Genomic DNA, 17,740 nt, shown 5'->3' on the forward strand with positions numbered 1-17,740 from the left:
CCGTTCCGACTTGGAAGTCGAAAGCCACTGCCACAGACCGTCGGTATCTCCCGCTGCGTCGCCGCCAAGAGCGACGTTGACCTCCGCAGGAGTTCGCCATGAAGACGCTTATCTCTCTCTCCGTCCTGATTCTGGCTGCTGTATCCAGCCCGGCCATCGCCCACTCCACCGTGATGGCCGACGGTCGCGTTCAGGTCCGTATCGGCGATCTGGACATCTCGACGGTCGCAGGTGCCGCCGCCCTCGACCGTCGCATTGATCGGGCCGCACGTTCGGCCTGCGCCGGGGGTCTGGGGCTTCAGGTGCATCGCTGCCGCGCGATGGTTCGCAACGATCTTATGGATGCCCTGCCGGTCGCGCGCCGTCAGGACTATGCCCGCGCTCGCGGTGCGAACCAGGTGTAGGGTTCGAAAAAAGGCCCGGGGGATTGCTCCACCGGGCCCATTCTTCTCTCGGCCTGACCGACTTAGTTGGTCGGGAAGCCCCGGACCTTCAGCAGTGCCGCCACGTCGGGGTCGCGTCCGCGGAAGGCGCGGTAGGCCTCGGCGCGGTCCGTGGTGTTGCCCGGGGCCAGCATGATCGACTTGAAGCGGCCGGCGATTTCGGGATTGAAGACGTCGCCCGATTCCTCGAAATAGGCCCAGGTGTCGGCGTCCATCGTTTCGGACCACAGATAGCTGTAGTAGCCCGCCGAATAGGCGTCCGAGGTGAACAGGTGATTGAACTGCGGCAGGCGGTGCCGCATCACGATCTCCTTTGGCATGCCATAGCGTTCCAGCGAAGCCTTCTCGAAGGCGTCGATGTCGGTCGGCGGCGTGGCCTGCGTATGCAGGTCCATGTCCACCAGGGCCGAGGACAGATAGCTGACCGTGGCATAGCCCTGGTTGAAGGTAGACGCGGCCTGAACCTTGTCCACCAGCGCCTGGGGCATGGGCTGGCCGGTCTCGTTGTGCTTCAGGAAGCCGTCCAGGATTGGACGCGACAGCACCCAGTGCTCGTGCACCTGTGACGGATACTCCACGAAGTCGCGGGGCGTATTGCCATACGACGGATAGGTCACATTGGAGCTGTAGTAATGCAGGGTGTGCCCGAACTCGTGGAACAGGGTCTCGGCGTCGTCCAGCGAGATCAGCACCGGCTGGCCAGGCTCGGCCTTGGTGAAGTTGTTGTTGTTCGATCCCAGGATCGCCTTGGAGCCGTCCAGCGTCGAGAATGAGCGATAGGTGGTCATCCACGCACCCGACCGCTTTCCAGGACGGGCATAGTCATCGACGTAGTAAAGCCCGATCAGGCGACCGGTGGGCTTGTCGTACAGTTCATAGACCTCCACGTCGGGATGGAAGGTCGGCACCGTGCCTTTGGCCAGCGGGCGGAACTCGAAGCCATACAGACGCTCGGCCATGGCGAAGGAGCCGGCGCGGACGGCGTTCAGTTCGAAGTAGGGCTTCAGCTCGTTCTGATCGAGGTCGTACTTGGCCTTGCGGACCTTCTCGGCGAAGTAGAGGTAATCCCACGGCTCGATGTCGAAACCGGCCAGGGCCTTCATGTCGGCGACCTCTTCGGCCACGCGGGCCTTGGCCGGGGCCCAGACCCGGTTCATCAGGGACATGGCCGCCGCGGGCGTCTTGGCCATGGTGTCCTGCATGCGCAGTTCGGCATGGTTGCGATAGCCCAGCAGCTTGGCCCGCTGGTCACGCAGGGCCACAATCTCGGCGATGATCGCATTGGTGTCGTTGGCCCCGCCGTTGTCGCCACGGTTGACGAACTTGCGCCAGACCTGCTCGCGCAGGGCCCGGTCATCGGCGAAGGTCAGGAAGGGATCGACGTCCGAGCGGGTGTTGACGATGACCCAGCCCTGCAGATTGCGCGATCGAGCGGCCGCAGCTGCGGCGGCCTTGTTCGAGGCGGGCAGACCGGCGACGCCGGCTTCGTTCGGAATGACCGTCCAGGTGTTTTCGTCGGCGACGACGCGCTGGCCGAAGCGGGTGAAGGCGGTGGACAGGGCGGTGTTGATCCGGCCCAGCTCGGCCTTGCCGGCGGCGTCCAGATTGGCACCGGAGCGGATGAAGCTGTCGCGGCTGCGCTCGGCCAGGCGCTTCTGCTGGGCGCTCAGGCCCATGGCGTCGGCGTTGTCGGCGACCGTCTTGACCCGCTGGAACAGTGGTTCGTTGAAGTTGATCTCGTCGAAGAAGGCCGACAGCAGGGGCGACATTTCGGTGTCGACCGCGTCATAGGCCTCGCCGCCGATGTTGCCGGTCATCACGCTGTAGATGTTGACTATCCGGTCCAGCGGCGCGCCCCACAGCTCTATGGCGACCATGGTGTTGGCAAAGGTCGGCGGCTCGGGATTGTTGGCGACGGCAGCCACGTCGGCGCGGGCCAGGTCCATGGCCTCGATCATCGCCTCGCGCAACTTGGGTGCCGTGACCTTGTCCCACGGCGGCACGCCGTCGTACGGGCCGGTCCAGGGCTGCAGCAGTTCCGCGCGTGGGGTCTGGGCGGGCAGGACGGCCCGGGCGATGCGCGCCTCCTCGGCCAGGGACGCCGCGCTGGGGGCATCGGCACCGTTCATCGACATGCCGTTGGAGGCGCAGGCCGACAGCGCCAGAAGGCTGCCCCCGGCGATGAGGAGTTGGCGTCTGTGCATAAGAAGCTCCGGTATTTCATGGGGTCTGAACCCTACATAAGCCGTTTGCGACGGATGTGTCACATGACAGGGTCGAAATCTTGAACGTGGACGTCGCGCGGCCCCGACGGTAAAGCCGCGCCATGGCGATTGGCGTATTCGACTCCGGGGTTGGCGGGCTGACGGTCCACCGCGAACTGACGCGGCGGTTCCCCGACCGCGACTTCGTCTATCTGGCCGACCAGGCCAATGCCCCCTATGGCGGGCGCGGCGGAGAGGAGATCGTCGATCTGACCCGCGCCGGCTGCGAGCGACTGTTCGAGGCCGGGGCCAATGTCATCGTCCTGGCCTGCAACACCGCCAGCGCCATCGCTTTGCGCCGGCTGCAGCAGACCTGGGTGCCCGATGCGAGAGCCAGGCATGGCCGTCCGGTCAATGTGCTGGGCATTATCGTGCCGACCATCGAGGCGGCGACCGGTCTGCCCTGGACCTATGAGAGCGAGCGCGACCGGGCCGAAGGCGAGAAGAAGCAGGCGATCGAGATCACCGGCGTCTTCTCCACCGCCGCCACGGCCATGAGCCGGGTCTATGAGATCGAGATCGACAAGCGGCGCGAGGATTTGGCGGTCTTTTCCGAACCCTGCCCCGGCCTGGCCGGCCTGATCGAGCTGGGCGCGCCGACCGAGGAGTTGACGGTGGTGGTCAACGACCATGTCGACGCCCTGCGCCGCCGGATCGGTCGCCATCCTGACAAGGCTATCCTGGGCTGCACCCACTACGAGATCGTGGCCGATCTGTTCGCCGCTGCCCTGCCCGACGGCACACCGATCATCCATCAGCCGCAGGCCGTGGCCGATGCCCTGGATCGCTATTTCGCGCACCATCCGGAGTACGGTCTGGGCGAGACGGGGCGCCGTGATTTCCTGACCACCGGCACGCCCGGCCCGCAGTCCGACCGTGTCAGCCAGTTCTGGGGCGCGCCGCTGAGCTTCGCCGCCGCTTGACGCGCGGCACCGCGCGTCGGCCTATGACGACGGGAGGATTGCACATGATCAGGACCATTCTGGTTGCGCTGGCCCTCGGTTGTCTGGCGACACCTGCCGCGGCCGAGGTGGTGTCAAAAAGCGCCAACGCCTTCACCCTGCGGTTTGCCGTCGGTCTGGAGACCACACCCGAAGACGTGATCGTCACGGTCGGGGACCTGCCGAAATGGTGGGATCCGGCCCATACCTACACCGGCGATGCAGCGAATCTGTCGCTGGCTCTGGAAGAAGGCGGCTGCTGGTGCGAGCGGTTGGCCGACGGTTCGATTTTCGAGCATGCGACGGTCACGGCGGTCGAGCCGCAGCGGGTGGCGATGAACGCTGCCCTGGGGCCACTTCATGACACGGCGACCCGATCCGACCTGACGTTTGCTGTCGGGCCGGAAAATCGGGGTTGGCTGGTGTCGATGGACTTCGTGGTCGAGGGACCGGGGGTCGGGGCCTATGCCGAGGCGGTCGATGGCGTCATGAGCGGGGCCTGGAATCGGTTCATCCGTTATGTCGAATACGGAGAGGACCCGGCCACGTCGGACGTGACGGTGGACTAGTCCGCCAGCGCCGTCTCCGACGCCACGATCCGGCTGGCGGCGTGAACAACGGCCCCGATGCGCAGGGCGGCCTGGACCTGGGTCGCGGGCACGCCATGCTTGCGCAGCACGCCTTCATGCGCGTCCAGGCAACCGCCGCAGCCGTTGATCGCGCTGACCGCCGTCGCCCACAGTTCGAAGTCCATCTTCTCGACACCCGGATTGGCCAGGACGTTCATCCGCAGGCGCGCGGAGATGGTCGTGTATTCCTGGTTCTTCATCAGGTGCAGGGCGCGATAGTAGACGTTGTTCATGCCCATGATGGCGGCGGCGGACTTGGCCGCATTCATCGCTTCGGGCGACAGGACGGTCGCCGCCTGCGCTTCGATCACCTTCACGACGGGAGCCACGCCGATGGCGTGGGCGGAGGCGAGGAAACAGCCCCATTTCTGCTGATCGTTCAGAACCGTCTCGGAGGCGAGCGAGCCGAGGTTCAGGGAGATGTCCTTGGCATAGGCGGGGATCAGGTCGCGAAGGGCGTCGATCGACATGGTTGTCTCAGATTCGAGGGATGAGGGACGAGGTTCGAGGGGTGGCTTGACGAGGATACTCATCCCTCGCCCCTCGAACCTCTTTGGCCTTACGCCGCCAGCACGTCACCGCCGACGGGGCGGTTGCAGGCGCACAGTTCGTCGGTCTGAAGCGCGTCGACGACACGCAGGGTGTCGGCGGGGGCGCGGCCGACGTTCAGATTGGTGACATAGACGTGCTGCACGACATTGTGCGGATCGACCACGAAAGTGGCACGCAGGGCGACGCCCTCGGCCTCGTCCAGGATACCCAGATCGCGGGCGAACTTGCCGCCGTTGTCGGCGAACTGCCAGATCGGCAGCTTGTTCAGATCGGCGTGGTCGCGGCGCCAGGCCAGTTTGACGAACTCATTGTCGGTCGAGCCGCCCAGGACGACGGTGTCGCGGTCGTCGAAATCGCGGGCCAGCGAGGCGAACTCGGCGATCTCGGTGGGGCAGACGAAGGTGAAGTCCTTCGGATAAAAGAAGATGACCTTCCACTTGCCCTCGAAGCTGTCCTGGGTGACCGTTTCGAACGCCGAGACGCCGTTCTCCTCATGGCTGTTGAAGCCCGGCTTGACGCCGATGATCTTGAATTCCGGCAGTTTTTTACCGACGCCCAGCATAGGGTGCTCCTGAAACGATGATGATTTTGGGGACGGCGGGGGAGCGCCGTTTGCAGGTGCGAAATGGGCGCTGCACTGCACAAAGTCAATCGTTCGCGGCGACAGGGTTGATCAATAATATCTATAGGCACCATAGCCTGATCAAGTCTGACGTCTTGACCGAACCGCTTTACGATCACGCCGCCTGGGGCCAGTGTCCGAAGACATTCGGAGGATTGCCATGCGTCGCCTGCTCACCACCCTGACCCTTGCCGCCGCCGCCGCATCGACGGGCCTCACGGCTGTTCCGGCTCACGCCCAGACGCCGCCCGCGACCATCGGTGATCGCTACGTGCCGGCGCCCTGGTGGATGCGCGATCCGGTGATCGCCTCGGTCGGCTATGTCCGCACCGAGGTCACGGCCAACCGCGCCGGATTTGGAGCCAGCTTCCAGTCGGTCGAGCGCACCGCAGCTGAGGCTTCGCGCAAGGCCGCCGATCAGGTTCGCGCCCTCAGCCAGGCCCTGGCGGCCTATGGCGAAGACGTCGTCCGCGTCGAGACGACCGTGTCCACCCGCCCCCTGTACGACCAGTATCGCGACGAGGCCGGTAACCTGCGTGATAATGTCCGTGCCGACCGGATCGAACGCTATGAGGCCCAGGCCAATGTCAGCGTGACCCTGCGCGACGTGCGGGTGCTGGAGCGTGTCTATGCCACCGTGGTGGCGTCCCAGCCAACCTCGATCAGCCCGGTCAACTTCAACCTTCAGCCTGACAATGCGACCAAGACCTGGCTCCAGGCCGAAGCTGTCAAGGACGCCGCCCGGCGTGCGCGCGAAGCCGCTTCGAACGCCGGCGCGACACTGGGCGGGGTCCGCGTGATCGACCCGACGGGCCGCGCTTGCCAGACTGATGTCTTGGCGGGCTGGCCGTCCTATGGTGCCGGAGCGTCGCAGGCGACGGATGTCGCGTACGACATGGCAGAAGCCGCCTATGTGCCACCGCCCGCACCTCCGCCCTCGCCCGTTACGGTCACCGGATCGCGGATCGCGCCTTCGGAAGATCAGATCGCGGCCGCAACGCTGGCCCTTCAACCGCCGCGGCGGGAACTGACGGATCAGGCCTGCGTCATCTATTCTATCAACTGATGGGCATCGCGGATGAGTTCCGGGCGGACGCGGCGTTCGAGTCTGGCTCGGTAGAAGTCGCCGACTGGGCGCTTAGTCAGGTCCGGCTGCAGGATGACGCGCGATTTCCGTGGCTGATCCTGATCCCGCGTCGGGCCGGTCTGACCGAGCTGGACGAGCTGGAGCCGTCCGATCTGAGCATGCTGATGTCCGAGGTCCTGATCGCGGGCGACGCCGTGCGCGCGCTGGGACGAATGATCGACCGCCCGGTCGAGAAGCTGAACGTCGCGGCCCTGGGCAATGTCACCGCCCAGCTGCATGTGCACGTCATTGGCCGTCGGGCGGATGATCCGGTCTGGCCCGATCCGGTCTGGGGTCGTGGGTCGGCGGTGCCATGGGCTCCCGATCTGCGCGAAACCCTGATCCAGGCCCTCCGCCGTCCCGCCTGAGCGATCACTGATCACCCCGCGACGGTCTGGTGCGTTGACCCCCGGTCCCCTGCTGACTAAAGCCTGTTCACTGGCGTCCGCGCCTGAATTTTCACGGCTTTTTTGAGAACCGTTCGCATGTCAAGCTCCCCCCTGACGGGCGACCCCAGCAACGACCCTTCTGACGATCAGACCGGCCGCCTGGTGATCCAGCCCAATGGCCGGCCGCGTCCGCTGTCGCCGCACCTGCAGGTGTGGCGCTGGCACGTGACCATGACCGCCTCCATCCTGTTCCGCTTCACCATCGGGGCGGCCAGCGTCGGCGCGGTGTTTCTGGTGGCCTGGCTGGCGGCGGTGGCCTTCGGACCGGAGGCTTTCGACGGCGCGGCTGCCTTCGCCGGTTCGCCTTTGGGTCTGATCGTCGGTTTCGGCCTGACGGTGGTGCTGTTCTCCCTGCTGCTGAACGGCGGGCGCCACCTGATCAACGACACGGGCAATGGCCTTCAGATCAAGCCTGCCGACCTGCTGTCCAATATCGCGGTCTGGGGCCCGGTGCCGCTGGCGGTGCTGTTCTGGGTCGTCCTGTTCTCCACCGGGAGGGTGTCGCTGTGAGCGGTCGGGCTACATACAGAAACGGCGTCAAGGTTTCCGAGCACCACGGCGCCGGCGAATGGGCGACCGAGCGCGTGGCCCTGCTGCTGCTGATGCCGCTGGGCGTCTGGGTCGCGTCGAGCGCATTTACCCTGGCCGGGGCCGACTACGATACCGTCATGGCCTGGTTCGCCAGCCCGCTGAACGCCATCCTTGCGGCGGTGACGGCCGTGGTCTTCTTCGGCTTCGCCAGCCTGGCGTGGAAGGTCATCATCGAGGACTACATCCACAAGCCCGGCACCAAGGGCTTGCTGATCGGCCTGTTGAATCTGATCTGTTTCGCGCTGGCCGCCGCCAGCGTCTTCTTCATCGTGCGGGTGGCGCTGGGTTCAGCGCCGCTGCCGGCTGGTTTCGGAGTCTGACCGCGTGACCGCATACGAATTCGTCGATCACGAATATGACGTCGTCGTCCTGGGCGCCGGGGGCTCGGGCCTGCGCGCCGCGCTGGGGGCCGCGCAGCAAGGTCTGAAGGTCGCCTGCGTCACCAAGGTCTTCCCGACCCGCTCGCACACCGTGGCGGCCCAGGGTGGTATCTCGGCCAGCCTCGGCAACATGGGCGAGGACTCGTGGCAATGGCACATGTACGACACCGTCAAGGGGTCGGACTGGCTGGGCGATCAGGACGCCATCGAATACCTGGTCCGCAACGCGCCCAAGGCGGTCTATGAGCTGGAACACTGGGGTGTGCCGTTCAGCCGGACCGATGAAGGCAAGATCTATCAGCGCGCCTTCGGCGGCATGACCCGCAACTTCGGCGAAGGCCCGGTGCAGCGCACCTGTGCTGCCGCCGACCGCACCGGCCACGCCATCCTGCACACTTTGTACGGCCAGTCGGTGCGACGCGAGGTCGAGTTCTTCGTCGAATATTTTGGCCTGGACCTGATCATGCAGGACGGTGTCTGCACCGGCCTGACGGCGCTGAAACTGGACGACGGCACCCTTCACCGGTTCCGCGCCAAGCTGGTGATCCTGGCCACAGGCGGATACGGCCGCGCCTATTTCAGCGCCACCAGCGCCCATACCTGCACGGGCGACGGCAATGCCATGGTGCTGCGCGCGGGCCTGCCGTTGCAGGACATGGAGTTCGTCCAGTTCCACCCGACCGGCATCTATGGTGCAGGTTGCCTGATCACGGAAGGCGCGCGCGGCGAGGGCGGCTATCTGACCAACTCCGAGGGCGAGCGCTTCATGGAGCGCTATGCGCCCACTGTGAAGGACCTGGCTCCGCGTGACATGGTTTCGCGCTCCATGACCATCGAAATCCGCGAGGGGCGCGGCGTGGGCCCGAACAAGGACCACATCTTCCTGCACCTGGATCACCTCGATCCGAAGGTGCTGCACGAGCGCCTGCCGGGCATTTCGGAAAGCGCCAAGATCTTTGCGGGCGTGGATGTGACCAAAGCCCCGATCCCGGTCCTGCCGACCGTCCACTACAATATGGGCGGCATCCCCACGAACTATCACGGCGAGGTCCTGACCAAGGTCGGCGACAATGCCGACACCGTCGTGCCGGGCCTGATGGCCGTAGGCGAGGCGGCCTGTGTGTCCGTACACGGTGCGAACCGTCTGGGCTCCAACAGCCTGACCGATCTGGTCGTGTTCGGCCGCGCGGCCGGTCTGCGCGCCGGGGAGGTCGTGGACAAGGCGTCTCGCGTGCCCGATGCCCCGGCCTCCACGACGGATGCCCATCTGGCCCGCCTTGATCGTTTCCGCCACGCCAATGGTTCGACCCCGACCGCCAAGCTGCGCATCGAGATGCAGCGCGCCATGCAGTCCGACGCCGCCGTGTTCCGCACCGGCAAGACGCTGGAAGAAGGCACCGCCAAGCTGCGCGCAATCCATGCGCAGGGGGCTGACATCAAGACCACTGACCGCGGTCTGATCTGGAACACCGACCTGGTCGAGACGCTGGAATACGACAACCTGATCGATCAGGCCCTGGTCACGATAGAGAGCGCGCTGAACCGCACGGAATCGCGCGGGGCTCATGCGCGTGAAGACTATCCGGATCGTGACGACGTCAACTGGATGAAGCATACCCTGTCCTGGAAGGTCCCGGGCGATGCGGTGAAGATCGACTACCGTCCGGTCCACAACTACACGATGTCGGACGACATCGCCTACATCGAGCCCAAGACAAGGGTGTACTGAAGATGGTTCAGCTTACTCTCCCCCGGGGGTCGAAGCCCTCGACCGGCAAGGTTCACAAGGCCCCCGCCGGTGCCAAGAACGTCAAGACCTACAAGGTCTATCGCTACGACCCCGAGGTCGATGCCGACCCACGCTGGGATACGTTCGAGGTCTCCAGCGACGACCACGGCCCCATGCTGCTGGACGCCCTGATCCACATCAAGAACGAGATCGACCCGACGCTGGCGTTTCGCCGGTCGTGCCGCGAGGGCATCTGCGGTTCGTGCTCGATGAACATCGACGGGCGCAACACCCTGGCCTGCACCAAGGGCTGGGATGAATGTTCGTCGCACAACATCTCCATCGCCCCCCTGCCGCACCAGCCCGTTGTCAAGGATCTGGTGACGGACCTGACGCTGTTCTACGCCCAGTACGATAGCATCCAGCCTTATCTCCAGTCCGACGAGCCGGATCCGGAGAAGGAGCGTATCCAGCTGCCCGAGGACAGGGCCAAGCTGGACGGGCTGTACGAATGCATCCTGTGCGCCTGCTGCTCGACCTCCTGCCCCAGCTACTGGTGGAACCAGACGGAATATCTGGGCCCGGCGGCCCTGCTTCAGTCCTACCGCTGGATCGCCGACAGCCGCGATGATGCCACGGACAAGCGGCTGGACGACCTTGAGGACCCGTTCAAACTGTACCGCTGCCACACCATCATGAACTGCGCCCAGGTCTGCCCCAAGGGCCTGAACCCCGCCAAGGCCATCGCCGAAACCAAGAAGCTGATGGTCGCCCCGGGTCGGAAGAAGCAGGCGGCCTGAGTTGGCGAAGGTTACCTACATCGAGCACGACGGCCGCGAGCATGTCGTGGAGGTCAAGACCGGGCTTTCCATCATGGAGGGCGCGATCCGGAACAATGTGCCCGGTATCGACGCCGACTGCGGCGGAGCCTGTGCCTGCGCGACCTGTCATGTCTATGTGGACGAGGCCTTCGCTGCCGAGACGGGACGGCCTTCGGCGATGGAGGAGTCCATGCTGGACTTCGCCGAAAATGTTCAGCCGAACAGTCGCCTGTCCTGTCAGATCCGGGTCAGGGACGAGCTGGACGGGCTGATTGTGCGCCTGCCCGAGAACCAGCACTGAGCCAGACACCCGAGCGGCGGTTCGAGCCGCGCAGGCCGTCGCACACTCGCGCCCTGATCGTCGCGCCTGGTGTCGAGCTGGCCTGTCTGATCGTGGACCGGTCCGCTCGCGGGATGAAAATCCGCATGGATCGCGCCCTGTCCCTGCCTGCGCACGTCACGGTTGTGGATATGGAACAGGCCGTCGCCATAGAGGCTGAGGTCGTCTGGAGCAAGGGGACAGAGGCGGGGCTCAAGGAGGGTTCGCGCGCATTGTTGCGCGGGCTGGTGCCCTCTCGACTGGCTGCGGCCCGGGCGGCGTGGCTGAGGGCCGGGGGCCGTTAGACCTCAGTGACCCTTGTGGCCGGCAGGCTGGGCGGTCTTGCTCATGGAAATCGCGTCGTGCTCCAAGACAGGGTCGTCCTCTGCCTTGGCATTGTGGGGGTTGAGGCCGGACTTGCGCGCGGTCTTCGATAGCTGTGAGGCGCGCCCGAAACTCTTGTCCTCGCCGATATGGTTCGCGGCCGGGGGCGTCTGTGTGGTGCCCGTTTTCCTGATCGTCGCCATCACGTCCTCCCTTCGTGTTCGCCCGGACGGTCGGATCGGGCCCCGCCCGACCCGGTCAGCGAACGCGCGGTAAGACAGCGTCTGCTCCGTCCATCATGGAAATCCCCTCGATCTCCAGCGCCAGCATCGGGCAAAGCCATGGTCCCCCGACCCAAGCCTCTCCGCGCAATCCTGAAGCGCATTTGGCCGTACACCGAGGCTCGCCGGCGCGTTAGGACGACCGTCGCTGAATCTTGTATCAGCGTTCAGGGGCGGTGCTGGTGCGCATCACCTGTAGATTGGTCGCCACAAGCTGACGGTATTCGCGCGGCGTCATGCCGTAGCGGGCGCGGAAGGAGCGACTGAGGTGAGCCGCGTCGCTGAAGCCCAGCCTGTGAGCGATCGTGCCGATCGTCTCGTGCCGATAGATGTCGGCCAGGGCCGCACGCGCGTTGTCCAGCCGCCGGGTCAGGACGAAGGCCTGAACACCGCCATCCTTCTGAAAGGCCGCGAACAGGCGCGCGCGCGATACGCCCAGGATTTTGCACAGCGCCTCGACACTCACATCGCCCTCCACCAGACGCCGCTCGATCGCTTCAGAGGCTCGCAGATGCAGGGCCTCGTCTGCGCTGATCAGGGGGGTCGTCGACGGTCGGGCCGCCTTAAGGACCGTAGCGATAAGCTCCAGCGCACTGCGTCCCAGCGGCTCGGCCTGGGCCTGGGTCAGGGTCGGCATGGCCCTGTGGATCGCCGCCGCGAAATCGATCAGCAGGGCCGCCTGATCCGCCGTCAGAACCAGGGCCCGAAGGTCGTGAAGGGGCGCGAACCAGGCCTCGGCCACGGGCCGCGGCAGGATGAAACTGTAGGTAAAGCTGCCGGTCGACATGTGCAGCGACGGGAGGGACAGGTCGTGGAAATGGCCCATGCCGGCGGTCTCGTGAAAGGGCAGGCCGTCGATCTGACCCTGCGCCTCGCCGCGCACCATCAGGTTCAGGATGATCGGGTCGAAGTCCGAGTCACGGATGTCCTGGATGTGACGTTCCCACCGCATCGCCGTGATGGTGGCGGCGGCAAATATGATGGAGCCCAGCTGAGCCGTTTCCCAAGAGGTATCGAACGGCTCGGTCGGCTGGGTGCGATAGATCGGGCGCTGGCGCGGCCAGTCCCTGAGATACCATCTCGCATAGCGTTCTTCCGGCGGAAACGCCTCTGTCGAATAGCGCAGGATCGGCAGCGGCTCCGACATTCGGGCTCCCTTGGTTAAGACAACCGGAGCAATACGCCGTCCGACGAACTATGTTCCGAATGCGGCGCGTCAGATCCCGGCGGGCATGGTCCCGGCGTTGATGGCGATACGCCCGATCAGCCCCTTGACGATCAAATCCAGCGCCGTGCCCTCGCGATAGTCGGCGGCGGCGACGAAGTTCACCCGGTCCTCGGAGATCAGGGAGTAGACCTTCTTCTGATCGCGTTCGTTGGAGCGCGGGTCATAGACGGCGATCGAGAACCCACCCTTCGTGTGCATCATCTTCATGGTCGGTACGTCGGTGTCGCCGTCGCCGAGGAAGATCATTCGGTCGAAGGGGACGCGGCGGTCTTCGTCCGGGATGAAATGGTTGATCCGCTCGTTCTCCCAGTGATTGTTCACGCCCTTGTTGATGCGGAACAGGTATTGGGTCTTGGTCGTGTAGTTGACGCCGACGGCGGGCCAGGCCGCCTCCCCCTTTTCGTCATAGACATAGTGTGAGGCAAAGACGTGCGTCAGAGCGGGCCGGATCGGCGTGCCCTCGATCATCTCCTCCAGCCCGGCGGAGATGATGTAGTGCTCGATATCCAGGCCGTACTGGGCCCCGAAGGCGTTCATCCGGTCGAACCAGGACAGGTCCTTCAGGCCCTCGAACAGCGCCACCTCGCGCCCCTGTTCGGCCAGGGTCTCGCGCGTGATCGGCGCGCCGTTGTCGCGCGCATGGCGCAGCATCAGCTGCATATACATCAGGATTCCGTCGGCATCGGCGGCTTGGGTCAGGGCCTCGGCCTCGGCCCAGAAGGCTCCGATGTCCATGCCGATGGACGGGATGAAGCTGACCTCCTGCATGTTCCCGCGCGCGAGGGTGCCGTCGAAGTCGTAGATCAGGGCGGTCTTGAGGGGCTTCATAGGGAAGGTTCTAGGTTCTAGGGACGAGGTTCCAGGGAAGTGCAGCGGACGAGATTTCGAGCGTGCCTTTTCTCCCTAGCACCTAAACCCTAACCCCTAGAACCTAATCCCAGCTCCGGTGCGGCCGCTGACACCGTCGCCTCCAGCGGCAGATGCAGGATGAAGGCCGCGCCCTTGCCGGGCTCGCTCTCGACCTCGGCCCACCCGCCGTGCAGCTCGACCAGGGCCTTGACCAGCGCCAGGCCGACGCCGGGGCCGCCCCGCTCGCGGCGGACGAAACGGTCGAAGACATGGGCCTGCAGATGATAAGGAATGCCGCGACCCGTATCCTCGACCCGGATGCGGACTTCCGATGTCGTCGCCTCAGCGGCCAGGGTGACGGTGCCGCCCTCGGATACCGCGCGCGTGGCATTGTCCAGCAGATGGTCCAGGCACTGGGCGATGCGGCCGGCATCGGCGCGGATGGGTTTCAATCCAGTGGGGCAATCGACGACGAGCGTAGCCCCGCGTCCCTCGATCCGTGCACGGACCTTCGACGCGGCGTCGTCCAGCAGGTCGCTGAGGCGGATGTCGCCCAGCGTCAGCTCCATCTCGCCCGCGTCGATCTGGCTCATGTCCAGAACGTCGTCGATCGAGCGGGCCAGCTGGCTGGCGGCGATGCGGATGGCACCGGCATGCTGGCGGCTTCGCTCGGGCAGGTCGCCCAGGGTTTCCAGCAGTTCGGAATAGCCGACGATGGTCGTCAGCGGCGTGCGCAGCTCATAGGACACACTGCCCACGAACTCGCGCTTCAGGGCTTGGCTTTCGTCAAGTGCGGCGGCCTTTGCAGCCAGGGCCTGTTCCAGATCGCGCCGGGCCGTCACATCGGAGAAAGCCACAAGTGTCGCACCGTCTGGCAGAGGGCGCGTCTGCCAGGCCGCCACGCGACCATCCAGCGTGCGGCCTTCGCCGGAAATCGGCACGCGACTTTCGGGGTCGGGGTCGGCGACGCGGGCCTTCAACCCCAGCCACAGGGCCGGGTCGGGCATGGTCTGCTGACACAGGGCGGCGATGGCGTCGAACTCACCGGCCGTCTCAAGCTGATCGGGACGGAGGGCCCAGAAGGTCTCGAACGCCTCATTGTGAAGGCGCAGGCGTCCGTCGGAGCCGAAAACGGCCACCGCATCGTTCAGCTTGTCCAGGGTGGCGGTCTGGACCTGAAGCTGGGCGTTGAATCGGCTGCGCAACTGAAGTTCGTCTGTGATGTCGGAGAACAGCAACAGCACGCCGCCCAGCGGGTGCGGCTGGCGCACGATGCGCAGGGTGCGACCGTCGGGCAGGGACCAGCTGTCGTCCGGTGCCGCCTCCGTCGCCCCATAGAACTCCAGCTCATTGGCCTTCCACCCGGCATAGTCGATGACTTCGGGGAGCTGGCGGCGCTGACGCAAAGCGTCCAGCAGTTCGGCATGGGTGGGGCGCTCATCCAGCCAGGCCGGATCGATGTTGAACAGCTGCTGGAAGGCGGTGTTGTGAAAGGCCAGTCGCTTGCCGGGACCGAAGATGGCCACGGCGTCGGCGAGGTGGTTCAGGGTCTCGTCATGGGCCTCGACGTGACGGCGCAGGGTATCGCGCGTTTCCTCGGCCTCGGTCATGTCCAGGGCGAAGGCCAGCACCGCTCCGGCCCCGCCCTGTACCGGCTCGGCCATGATGCGCCATGCTCGCCTGCGACCATCGCCAGTGGTCCAGCGAAACCCTTCTTGGTGTTGCCGCAGACGACTGGCCTCGGCCACGATGGCGTCGGCCCCACGATCGAAGCTCAGGCCCTGTTCGCACGCCGCCTCGATCGTGTCGACCTTCAGTTCTGCCAGCCACGCCTTGTTGGCCCAGGCCAGTTTGCCCGACGCGTCGGTGATCCAGGTCGGGGCCGGATAGGCCTCGGCCAGCAAACCCAGACCGCTCTCGGCCGCCGTGCCCATCAGGGCCAGTCGCGACAGTCGCAACCAGGCGGCTCCGGCCGAGGATCGGCCCTCGACCGTCCAGGCGGCGGTCGACCCCTCCAGCACGGCATCGAAGGCCTCGCCCCGCGCGATCAGGGCGTCGAGCCGCTCGGCCTCCATGCGACGCACGGCATCCAGCACGACCAGCGCCGGATCGGTGTCGGGGGCGGGTGGCTTCAGGGCCAGTTCGCTGACGATGGTGCGCCATGCCCCCTCGGACCCCAGTCGTCGCGTCTGGCCGTCGGTTGTCAGGGCCAGGCGAACATCCTCGAACGCGGCCAGGGCACCATCGCGATCCGCCAGATCGACGCGGGCTGCGGCCAGATCGGCCTCGGCCTTCGCCGCACGCCTGGCCAACTGGCCGCGCAGCCGCGCGGCCCAGGCGCTGAGCGCGAGCGCCAGACCTGCGGCACCCGCGGTCGCGACATAGGCGATGTCGGCGTCGGCCATCCCTGATCCGTAAAGCGGAGCCCCACGCCCCGATTCGGTAACCATAACCCGCGTGGCGCGATTTGCGAGCGGGCGACGGACATCCGATATGGACGCCATGACCGACGCAGCCTCTTCACCCTGGACTGACCAGACAGCCCCGTCGCTGGACGACTTTGCCCGACTGGCCCGCGAGGCGTTCGACGCGCTGCCTGAGCCGTTCGGGGCATTGGCCGGCGATGTCGTCATCCGCATCGACGATTTCGCCGACGAGGAGACGCTGGCCAGCTTCGGCATGGATGACCCGTTCGAGCTGACGGGCCTGTACCACGGAGTCGATATCGGCCTGCGGGACGGCATGGGAGCCGCGCCGGAGCCGTCGCGGATATTCCTGTACCGTCGTCCGATCCTGGACGAATGGTGCGAGCGCGGGGATGTAGGATTGTCCGAGATCATTGCCCACGTCCTGATCCATGAGATCGGCCATCATTTCGGGCTGGACGACGACCGGATTCACGAGGTGGAGGGGGATGACTGACCCTGCCTTAAATCCTGCCCGATCTGTGCTATAAGGCCCGCCTCCCGCCCGTTCAGGATATCGCCCTTTGAGCCTCTCGCTCGACCTTACGCGCACGACCGCCGCCACGCCCGGACCCGTCAATCTGGCGGGACTGACGCGTGCAAGCCTGCGTCAGGCGCTGGTCGATGCGGGTGTCTGTCCGCCCGAGAAGGCCAAGATGCGGGCGAGCCAAATCTGGGGCTGGATCCACCATCACGGCGTCACCGACTTCGCCCTGATGAGCAATGTCGCCAAGGATATGCAGGCGAAACTGGCCGAGGCCTTCACCCTGGCCCGGCCCGAGATCGTCGAGCGGCAGGTATCGAAGGACGGCACCCGCAAATATCTGATCCGGACCGCCCCGGGCATCGAGGTCGAGGCCGTCTATATTCCCGACGTGGGCCGTGCGGGTGCCCTGTGCGTGTCGTCCCAGGTCGGATGCACCCTGAACTGCACCTTCTGCCACACGGGCACGCAGAAGCTGGTGCGCAACCTGACCGCCGCCGAGATCGTGGCTCAGGTTCAGGTCTGCCGCGACGACCTGGGCGAATGGCCGTCGCCGATGGAGGACCGCCGCCTGTCCAACATCGTCTTCATGGGCATGGGCGAGCCGCTGTACAATCTGGACCACGTCGCCGACGCCATCGAGATCATTTCGGACCCCGAGGGCATCGCCCTGTCGCGGCGCCGGATCACGGTCTCGACCAGTGGCGTGGTGCCGCAGCTGGGTCCGCTGGGCGACCGGACGCAGGCCATGCTGGCCATCAGCCTGCACGCCACCAACGACGCCCTGCGCGATGTACTGGTACCGCTGAACAAGAAGTATGATCTGGAAGCCCTGATGGCGGGCATCCGGGCCTATCCGGGCCTGTCGAACGCCCGGCGCGTCACCTTCGAATACGTCATGCTCAAGGGCGTCAACGACAGCCCAGACGAGGCGCGGGCCCTGGTCAAGCTGATCGAGGGCATTCCGGCCAAGGTCAATCTGATCCCGTTCAACCCCTGGCCCGGCACGGATTATCAGTGTTCGGACTGGGGCACGATCGAGCGGTTCGCCGCCATCCTGAACAAGGCCGGTTTCGCCAGCCCGATCCGCACCCCGCGCGGTCGCGATATCCTGGCCGCGTGCGGTCAGCTGAAGTCCGAAAGCGAGAAGCTGCGGGCGTCGGCCGTGCGCAAGGCGGAGCAGGCGGCGGCTTGAAGCCTTCCTCCTTGGCTGGCAGTGACTGGCCGGTCTCCCTGTTGTGAT

Annotated in this window: 20 protein-coding genes; 13 read left to right on the forward strand and 7 right to left on the reverse strand. The window is 65.7% G+C overall.

Annotated elements, in window-relative coordinates; translation table 11 throughout:
• Positions 1–98 precede the first annotated feature (98 nt).
• The gene (locus JHC81_RS02115; RefSeq protein ID WP_292169998.1) at positions 99–404 is read left to right on the forward strand and encodes a UrcA family protein; all 306 of its coding nucleotides are present in this window, start codon (positions 99–101) and stop codon (positions 402–404) included.
• A gap of 62 nt (positions 405–466) precedes the next feature.
• Here JHC81_RS02115 and JHC81_RS02120 read toward each other — a convergent pair whose 3' ends face one another.
• Positions 467–2,647 (reverse strand): M3 family metallopeptidase, encoded by a 2,181-nt coding sequence (locus JHC81_RS02120; RefSeq protein ID WP_292170001.1) that lies wholly within the window; start codon positions 2,645–2,647, stop codon positions 467–469.
• Between the two features lie 122 nt (positions 2,648–2,769).
• Here JHC81_RS02120 and JHC81_RS02125 point away from each other — a divergent pair, with 122 nt between their 5' ends.
• The gene (locus tag JHC81_RS02125) at positions 2,770–3,630 is read left to right on the forward strand and encodes an aspartate/glutamate racemase family protein (RefSeq protein WP_292170004.1); all 861 of its coding nucleotides are present in this window, start codon (positions 2,770–2,772) and stop codon (positions 3,628–3,630) included.
• Between the two features lie 44 nt (positions 3,631–3,674).
• Entirely contained in the window at positions 3,675–4,217 is a 543-nt protein-coding gene (locus JHC81_RS02130; RefSeq protein ID WP_292170007.1) for a hypothetical protein, read from the forward strand.
• Here the strand turns inward: JHC81_RS02130 and JHC81_RS02135 are convergent.
• Both JHC81_RS02135 and JHC81_RS02140 read right to left on the reverse strand, forming a co-directional pair.
• The gene (locus JHC81_RS02135; protein WP_292170010.1) at positions 4,214–4,747 is read right to left on the reverse strand and encodes a carboxymuconolactone decarboxylase family protein; all 534 of its coding nucleotides are present in this window, start codon (positions 4,745–4,747) and stop codon (positions 4,214–4,216) included. The genes JHC81_RS02130 and JHC81_RS02135 overlap by 4 nt on opposite strands.
• A gap of 89 nt (positions 4,748–4,836) precedes the next feature.
• Positions 4,837–5,391 carry a peroxiredoxin gene (locus tag JHC81_RS02140; protein ID WP_292170013.1) on the reverse strand — a complete coding sequence of 185 codons (555 nt, stop codon included), beginning with the start codon at positions 5,389–5,391 and terminating at the stop codon, positions 4,837–4,839.
• Between the two features lie 220 nt (positions 5,392–5,611).
• On the opposite strand from JHC81_RS02140, the gene JHC81_RS02145 reads away from it, so the two are divergent.
• The 8 genes from JHC81_RS02145 (at position 5,612) to JHC81_RS02180 (ending at position 11,171) form a co-directional block, all read left to right on the forward strand.
• Positions 5,612–6,517 (forward strand): SIMPL domain-containing protein, encoded by a 906-nt coding sequence (locus tag JHC81_RS02145; protein ID WP_292170015.1) that lies wholly within the window; start codon positions 5,612–5,614, stop codon positions 6,515–6,517.
• Positions 6,517–6,945 (forward strand): HIT domain-containing protein, encoded by a 429-nt coding sequence (locus tag JHC81_RS02150; protein ID WP_292170018.1) that lies wholly within the window; start codon positions 6,517–6,519, stop codon positions 6,943–6,945. Before JHC81_RS02145 ends, JHC81_RS02150 begins: the two co-directional genes overlap by 1 nt.
• Before the next feature lie 213 nt (positions 6,946–7,158).
• On the forward strand, positions 7,159–7,536 hold the full coding sequence (gene sdhC / locus JHC81_RS02155) for a succinate dehydrogenase, cytochrome b556 subunit (protein ID WP_292170207.1): 378 nt from the start codon (positions 7,159–7,161) through the stop codon (positions 7,534–7,536).
• Positions 7,533–7,937 (forward strand): succinate dehydrogenase, hydrophobic membrane anchor protein, encoded by a 405-nt coding sequence (sdhD, locus tag JHC81_RS02160; RefSeq protein WP_292170020.1) that lies wholly within the window; start codon positions 7,533–7,535, stop codon positions 7,935–7,937. The genes sdhC and sdhD overlap by 4 nt, the downstream gene beginning before the upstream one ends.
• Before the next feature lie 4 nt (positions 7,938–7,941).
• A complete protein-coding gene (gene sdhA, locus JHC81_RS02165; RefSeq protein WP_292170023.1) occupies positions 7,942–9,726 on the forward strand; it encodes a succinate dehydrogenase flavoprotein subunit in 1,785 nt (594 codons plus the stop codon).
• A gap of 2 nt (positions 9,727–9,728) precedes the next feature.
• Complete coding sequence (locus JHC81_RS02170) at positions 9,729–10,526, forward strand: succinate dehydrogenase iron-sulfur subunit (RefSeq protein ID WP_292170026.1); 798 nt, start codon at positions 9,729–9,731, stop codon at positions 10,524–10,526.
• A 1-nt stretch (position 10,527) separates the two neighbouring features.
• Positions 10,528–10,848, forward strand: a complete 321-nt coding sequence (locus JHC81_RS02175; RefSeq protein WP_292170028.1) for a 2Fe-2S iron-sulfur cluster-binding protein — start codon at positions 10,528–10,530, stop codon at positions 10,846–10,848.
• Positions 10,845–11,171 (forward strand): PilZ domain-containing protein, encoded by a 327-nt coding sequence (locus JHC81_RS02180; protein WP_292170209.1) that lies wholly within the window; start codon positions 10,845–10,847, stop codon positions 11,169–11,171. The genes JHC81_RS02175 and JHC81_RS02180 overlap by 4 nt, the downstream gene beginning before the upstream one ends.
• 3 nt (positions 11,172–11,174) lie before the next feature.
• Here JHC81_RS02180 and JHC81_RS02185 read toward each other — a convergent pair whose 3' ends face one another.
• The 4 genes from JHC81_RS02185 to JHC81_RS02200 all read right to left on the reverse strand — a co-directional run bounded on the left by JHC81_RS02185 (position 11,175) and on the right by JHC81_RS02200 (position 15,953).
• A complete protein-coding gene (locus JHC81_RS02185) occupies positions 11,175–11,393 on the reverse strand; it encodes a hypothetical protein (protein WP_292170031.1) in 219 nt (72 codons plus the stop codon).
• Between the two features lie 238 nt (positions 11,394–11,631).
• Positions 11,632–12,618 carry an AraC family transcriptional regulator gene (locus JHC81_RS02190; RefSeq protein WP_292170034.1) on the reverse strand — a complete coding sequence of 329 codons (987 nt, stop codon included), beginning with the start codon at positions 12,616–12,618 and terminating at the stop codon, positions 11,632–11,634.
• Positions 12,619–12,687: 69 nt separating this feature from the next.
• Positions 12,688–13,527: an HAD family hydrolase gene (locus tag JHC81_RS02195; protein WP_292170037.1), complete on the reverse strand. Its 840-nt coding sequence runs from the start codon at positions 13,525–13,527 to the stop codon at positions 12,688–12,690.
• Positions 13,528–13,616: 89 nt separating this feature from the next.
• Positions 13,617–15,953, reverse strand: a complete 2,337-nt coding sequence (locus JHC81_RS02200; RefSeq protein ID WP_292170040.1) for a PAS domain-containing sensor histidine kinase — start codon at positions 15,951–15,953, stop codon at positions 13,617–13,619.
• 97 nt (positions 15,954–16,050) lie between these two features.
• On the opposite strand from JHC81_RS02200, the gene JHC81_RS02205 reads away from it, so the two are divergent.
• Positions 16,051–16,470 (forward strand): metallopeptidase family protein, encoded by a 420-nt coding sequence (locus JHC81_RS02205; RefSeq protein WP_292170042.1) that lies wholly within the window; start codon positions 16,051–16,053, stop codon positions 16,468–16,470.
• A gap of 67 nt (positions 16,471–16,537) precedes the next feature.
• Positions 16,538–17,692, forward strand: coding sequence for a 23S rRNA (adenine(2503)-C(2))-methyltransferase RlmN (gene rlmN / locus JHC81_RS02210; RefSeq protein WP_292170045.1), 1,155 nt, complete (start codon positions 16,538–16,540; stop codon positions 17,690–17,692).
• Positions 17,693–17,740 lie beyond the last annotated feature (48 nt).

Source organism: Brevundimonas sp., assembly GCF_016463295.1.
Classification (GTDB): Bacteria; Pseudomonadota; Alphaproteobacteria; order Caulobacterales; family Caulobacteraceae; genus Brevundimonas.

Coding starts and splice junctions, on each gene's coding strand:
- JHC81_RS02115 (WP_292169998.1), top strand. CDS start 99: ATGAAGACGCTTATCTCTCTCTCCGTCCTGATTCTGGCTGCTGTATCC.
- JHC81_RS02120 (WP_292170001.1), bottom strand. CDS start 2,647: ATGCACAGACGCCAACTCCTCATCGCCGGGGGCAGCCTTCTGGCGCTG.
- JHC81_RS02125 (WP_292170004.1), top strand. CDS start 2,770: ATGGCGATTGGCGTATTCGACTCCGGGGTTGGCGGGCTGACGGTCCAC.
- JHC81_RS02130 (WP_292170007.1), top strand. CDS start 3,675: ATGATCAGGACCATTCTGGTTGCGCTGGCCCTCGGTTGTCTGGCGACA.
- JHC81_RS02135 (WP_292170010.1), bottom strand. CDS start 4,747: ATGTCGATCGACGCCCTTCGCGACCTGATCCCCGCCTATGCCAAGGAC.
- JHC81_RS02140 (WP_292170013.1), bottom strand. CDS start 5,391: ATGCTGGGCGTCGGTAAAAAACTGCCGGAATTCAAGATCATCGGCGTC.
- JHC81_RS02145 (WP_292170015.1), top strand. CDS start 5,612: ATGCGTCGCCTGCTCACCACCCTGACCCTTGCCGCCGCCGCCGCATCG.
- JHC81_RS02150 (WP_292170018.1), top strand. CDS start 6,517: ATGGGCATCGCGGATGAGTTCCGGGCGGACGCGGCGTTCGAGTCTGGC.
- JHC81_RS02170 (WP_292170026.1), top strand. CDS start 9,729: ATGGTTCAGCTTACTCTCCCCCGGGGGTCGAAGCCCTCGACCGGCAAG.
- JHC81_RS02185 (WP_292170031.1), bottom strand. CDS start 11,393: ATGGCGACGATCAGGAAAACGGGCACCACACAGACGCCCCCGGCCGCG.
- JHC81_RS02190 (WP_292170034.1), bottom strand. CDS start 12,618: ATGTCGGAGCCGCTGCCGATCCTGCGCTATTCGACAGAGGCGTTTCCG.
- JHC81_RS02195 (WP_292170037.1), bottom strand. CDS start 13,527: ATGAAGCCCCTCAAGACCGCCCTGATCTACGACTTCGACGGCACCCTC.
- JHC81_RS02200 (WP_292170040.1), bottom strand. CDS start 15,953: ATGGCCGACGCCGACATCGCCTATGTCGCGACCGCGGGTGCCGCAGGT.
- JHC81_RS02205 (WP_292170042.1), top strand. CDS start 16,051: ATGACCGACGCAGCCTCTTCACCCTGGACTGACCAGACAGCCCCGTCG.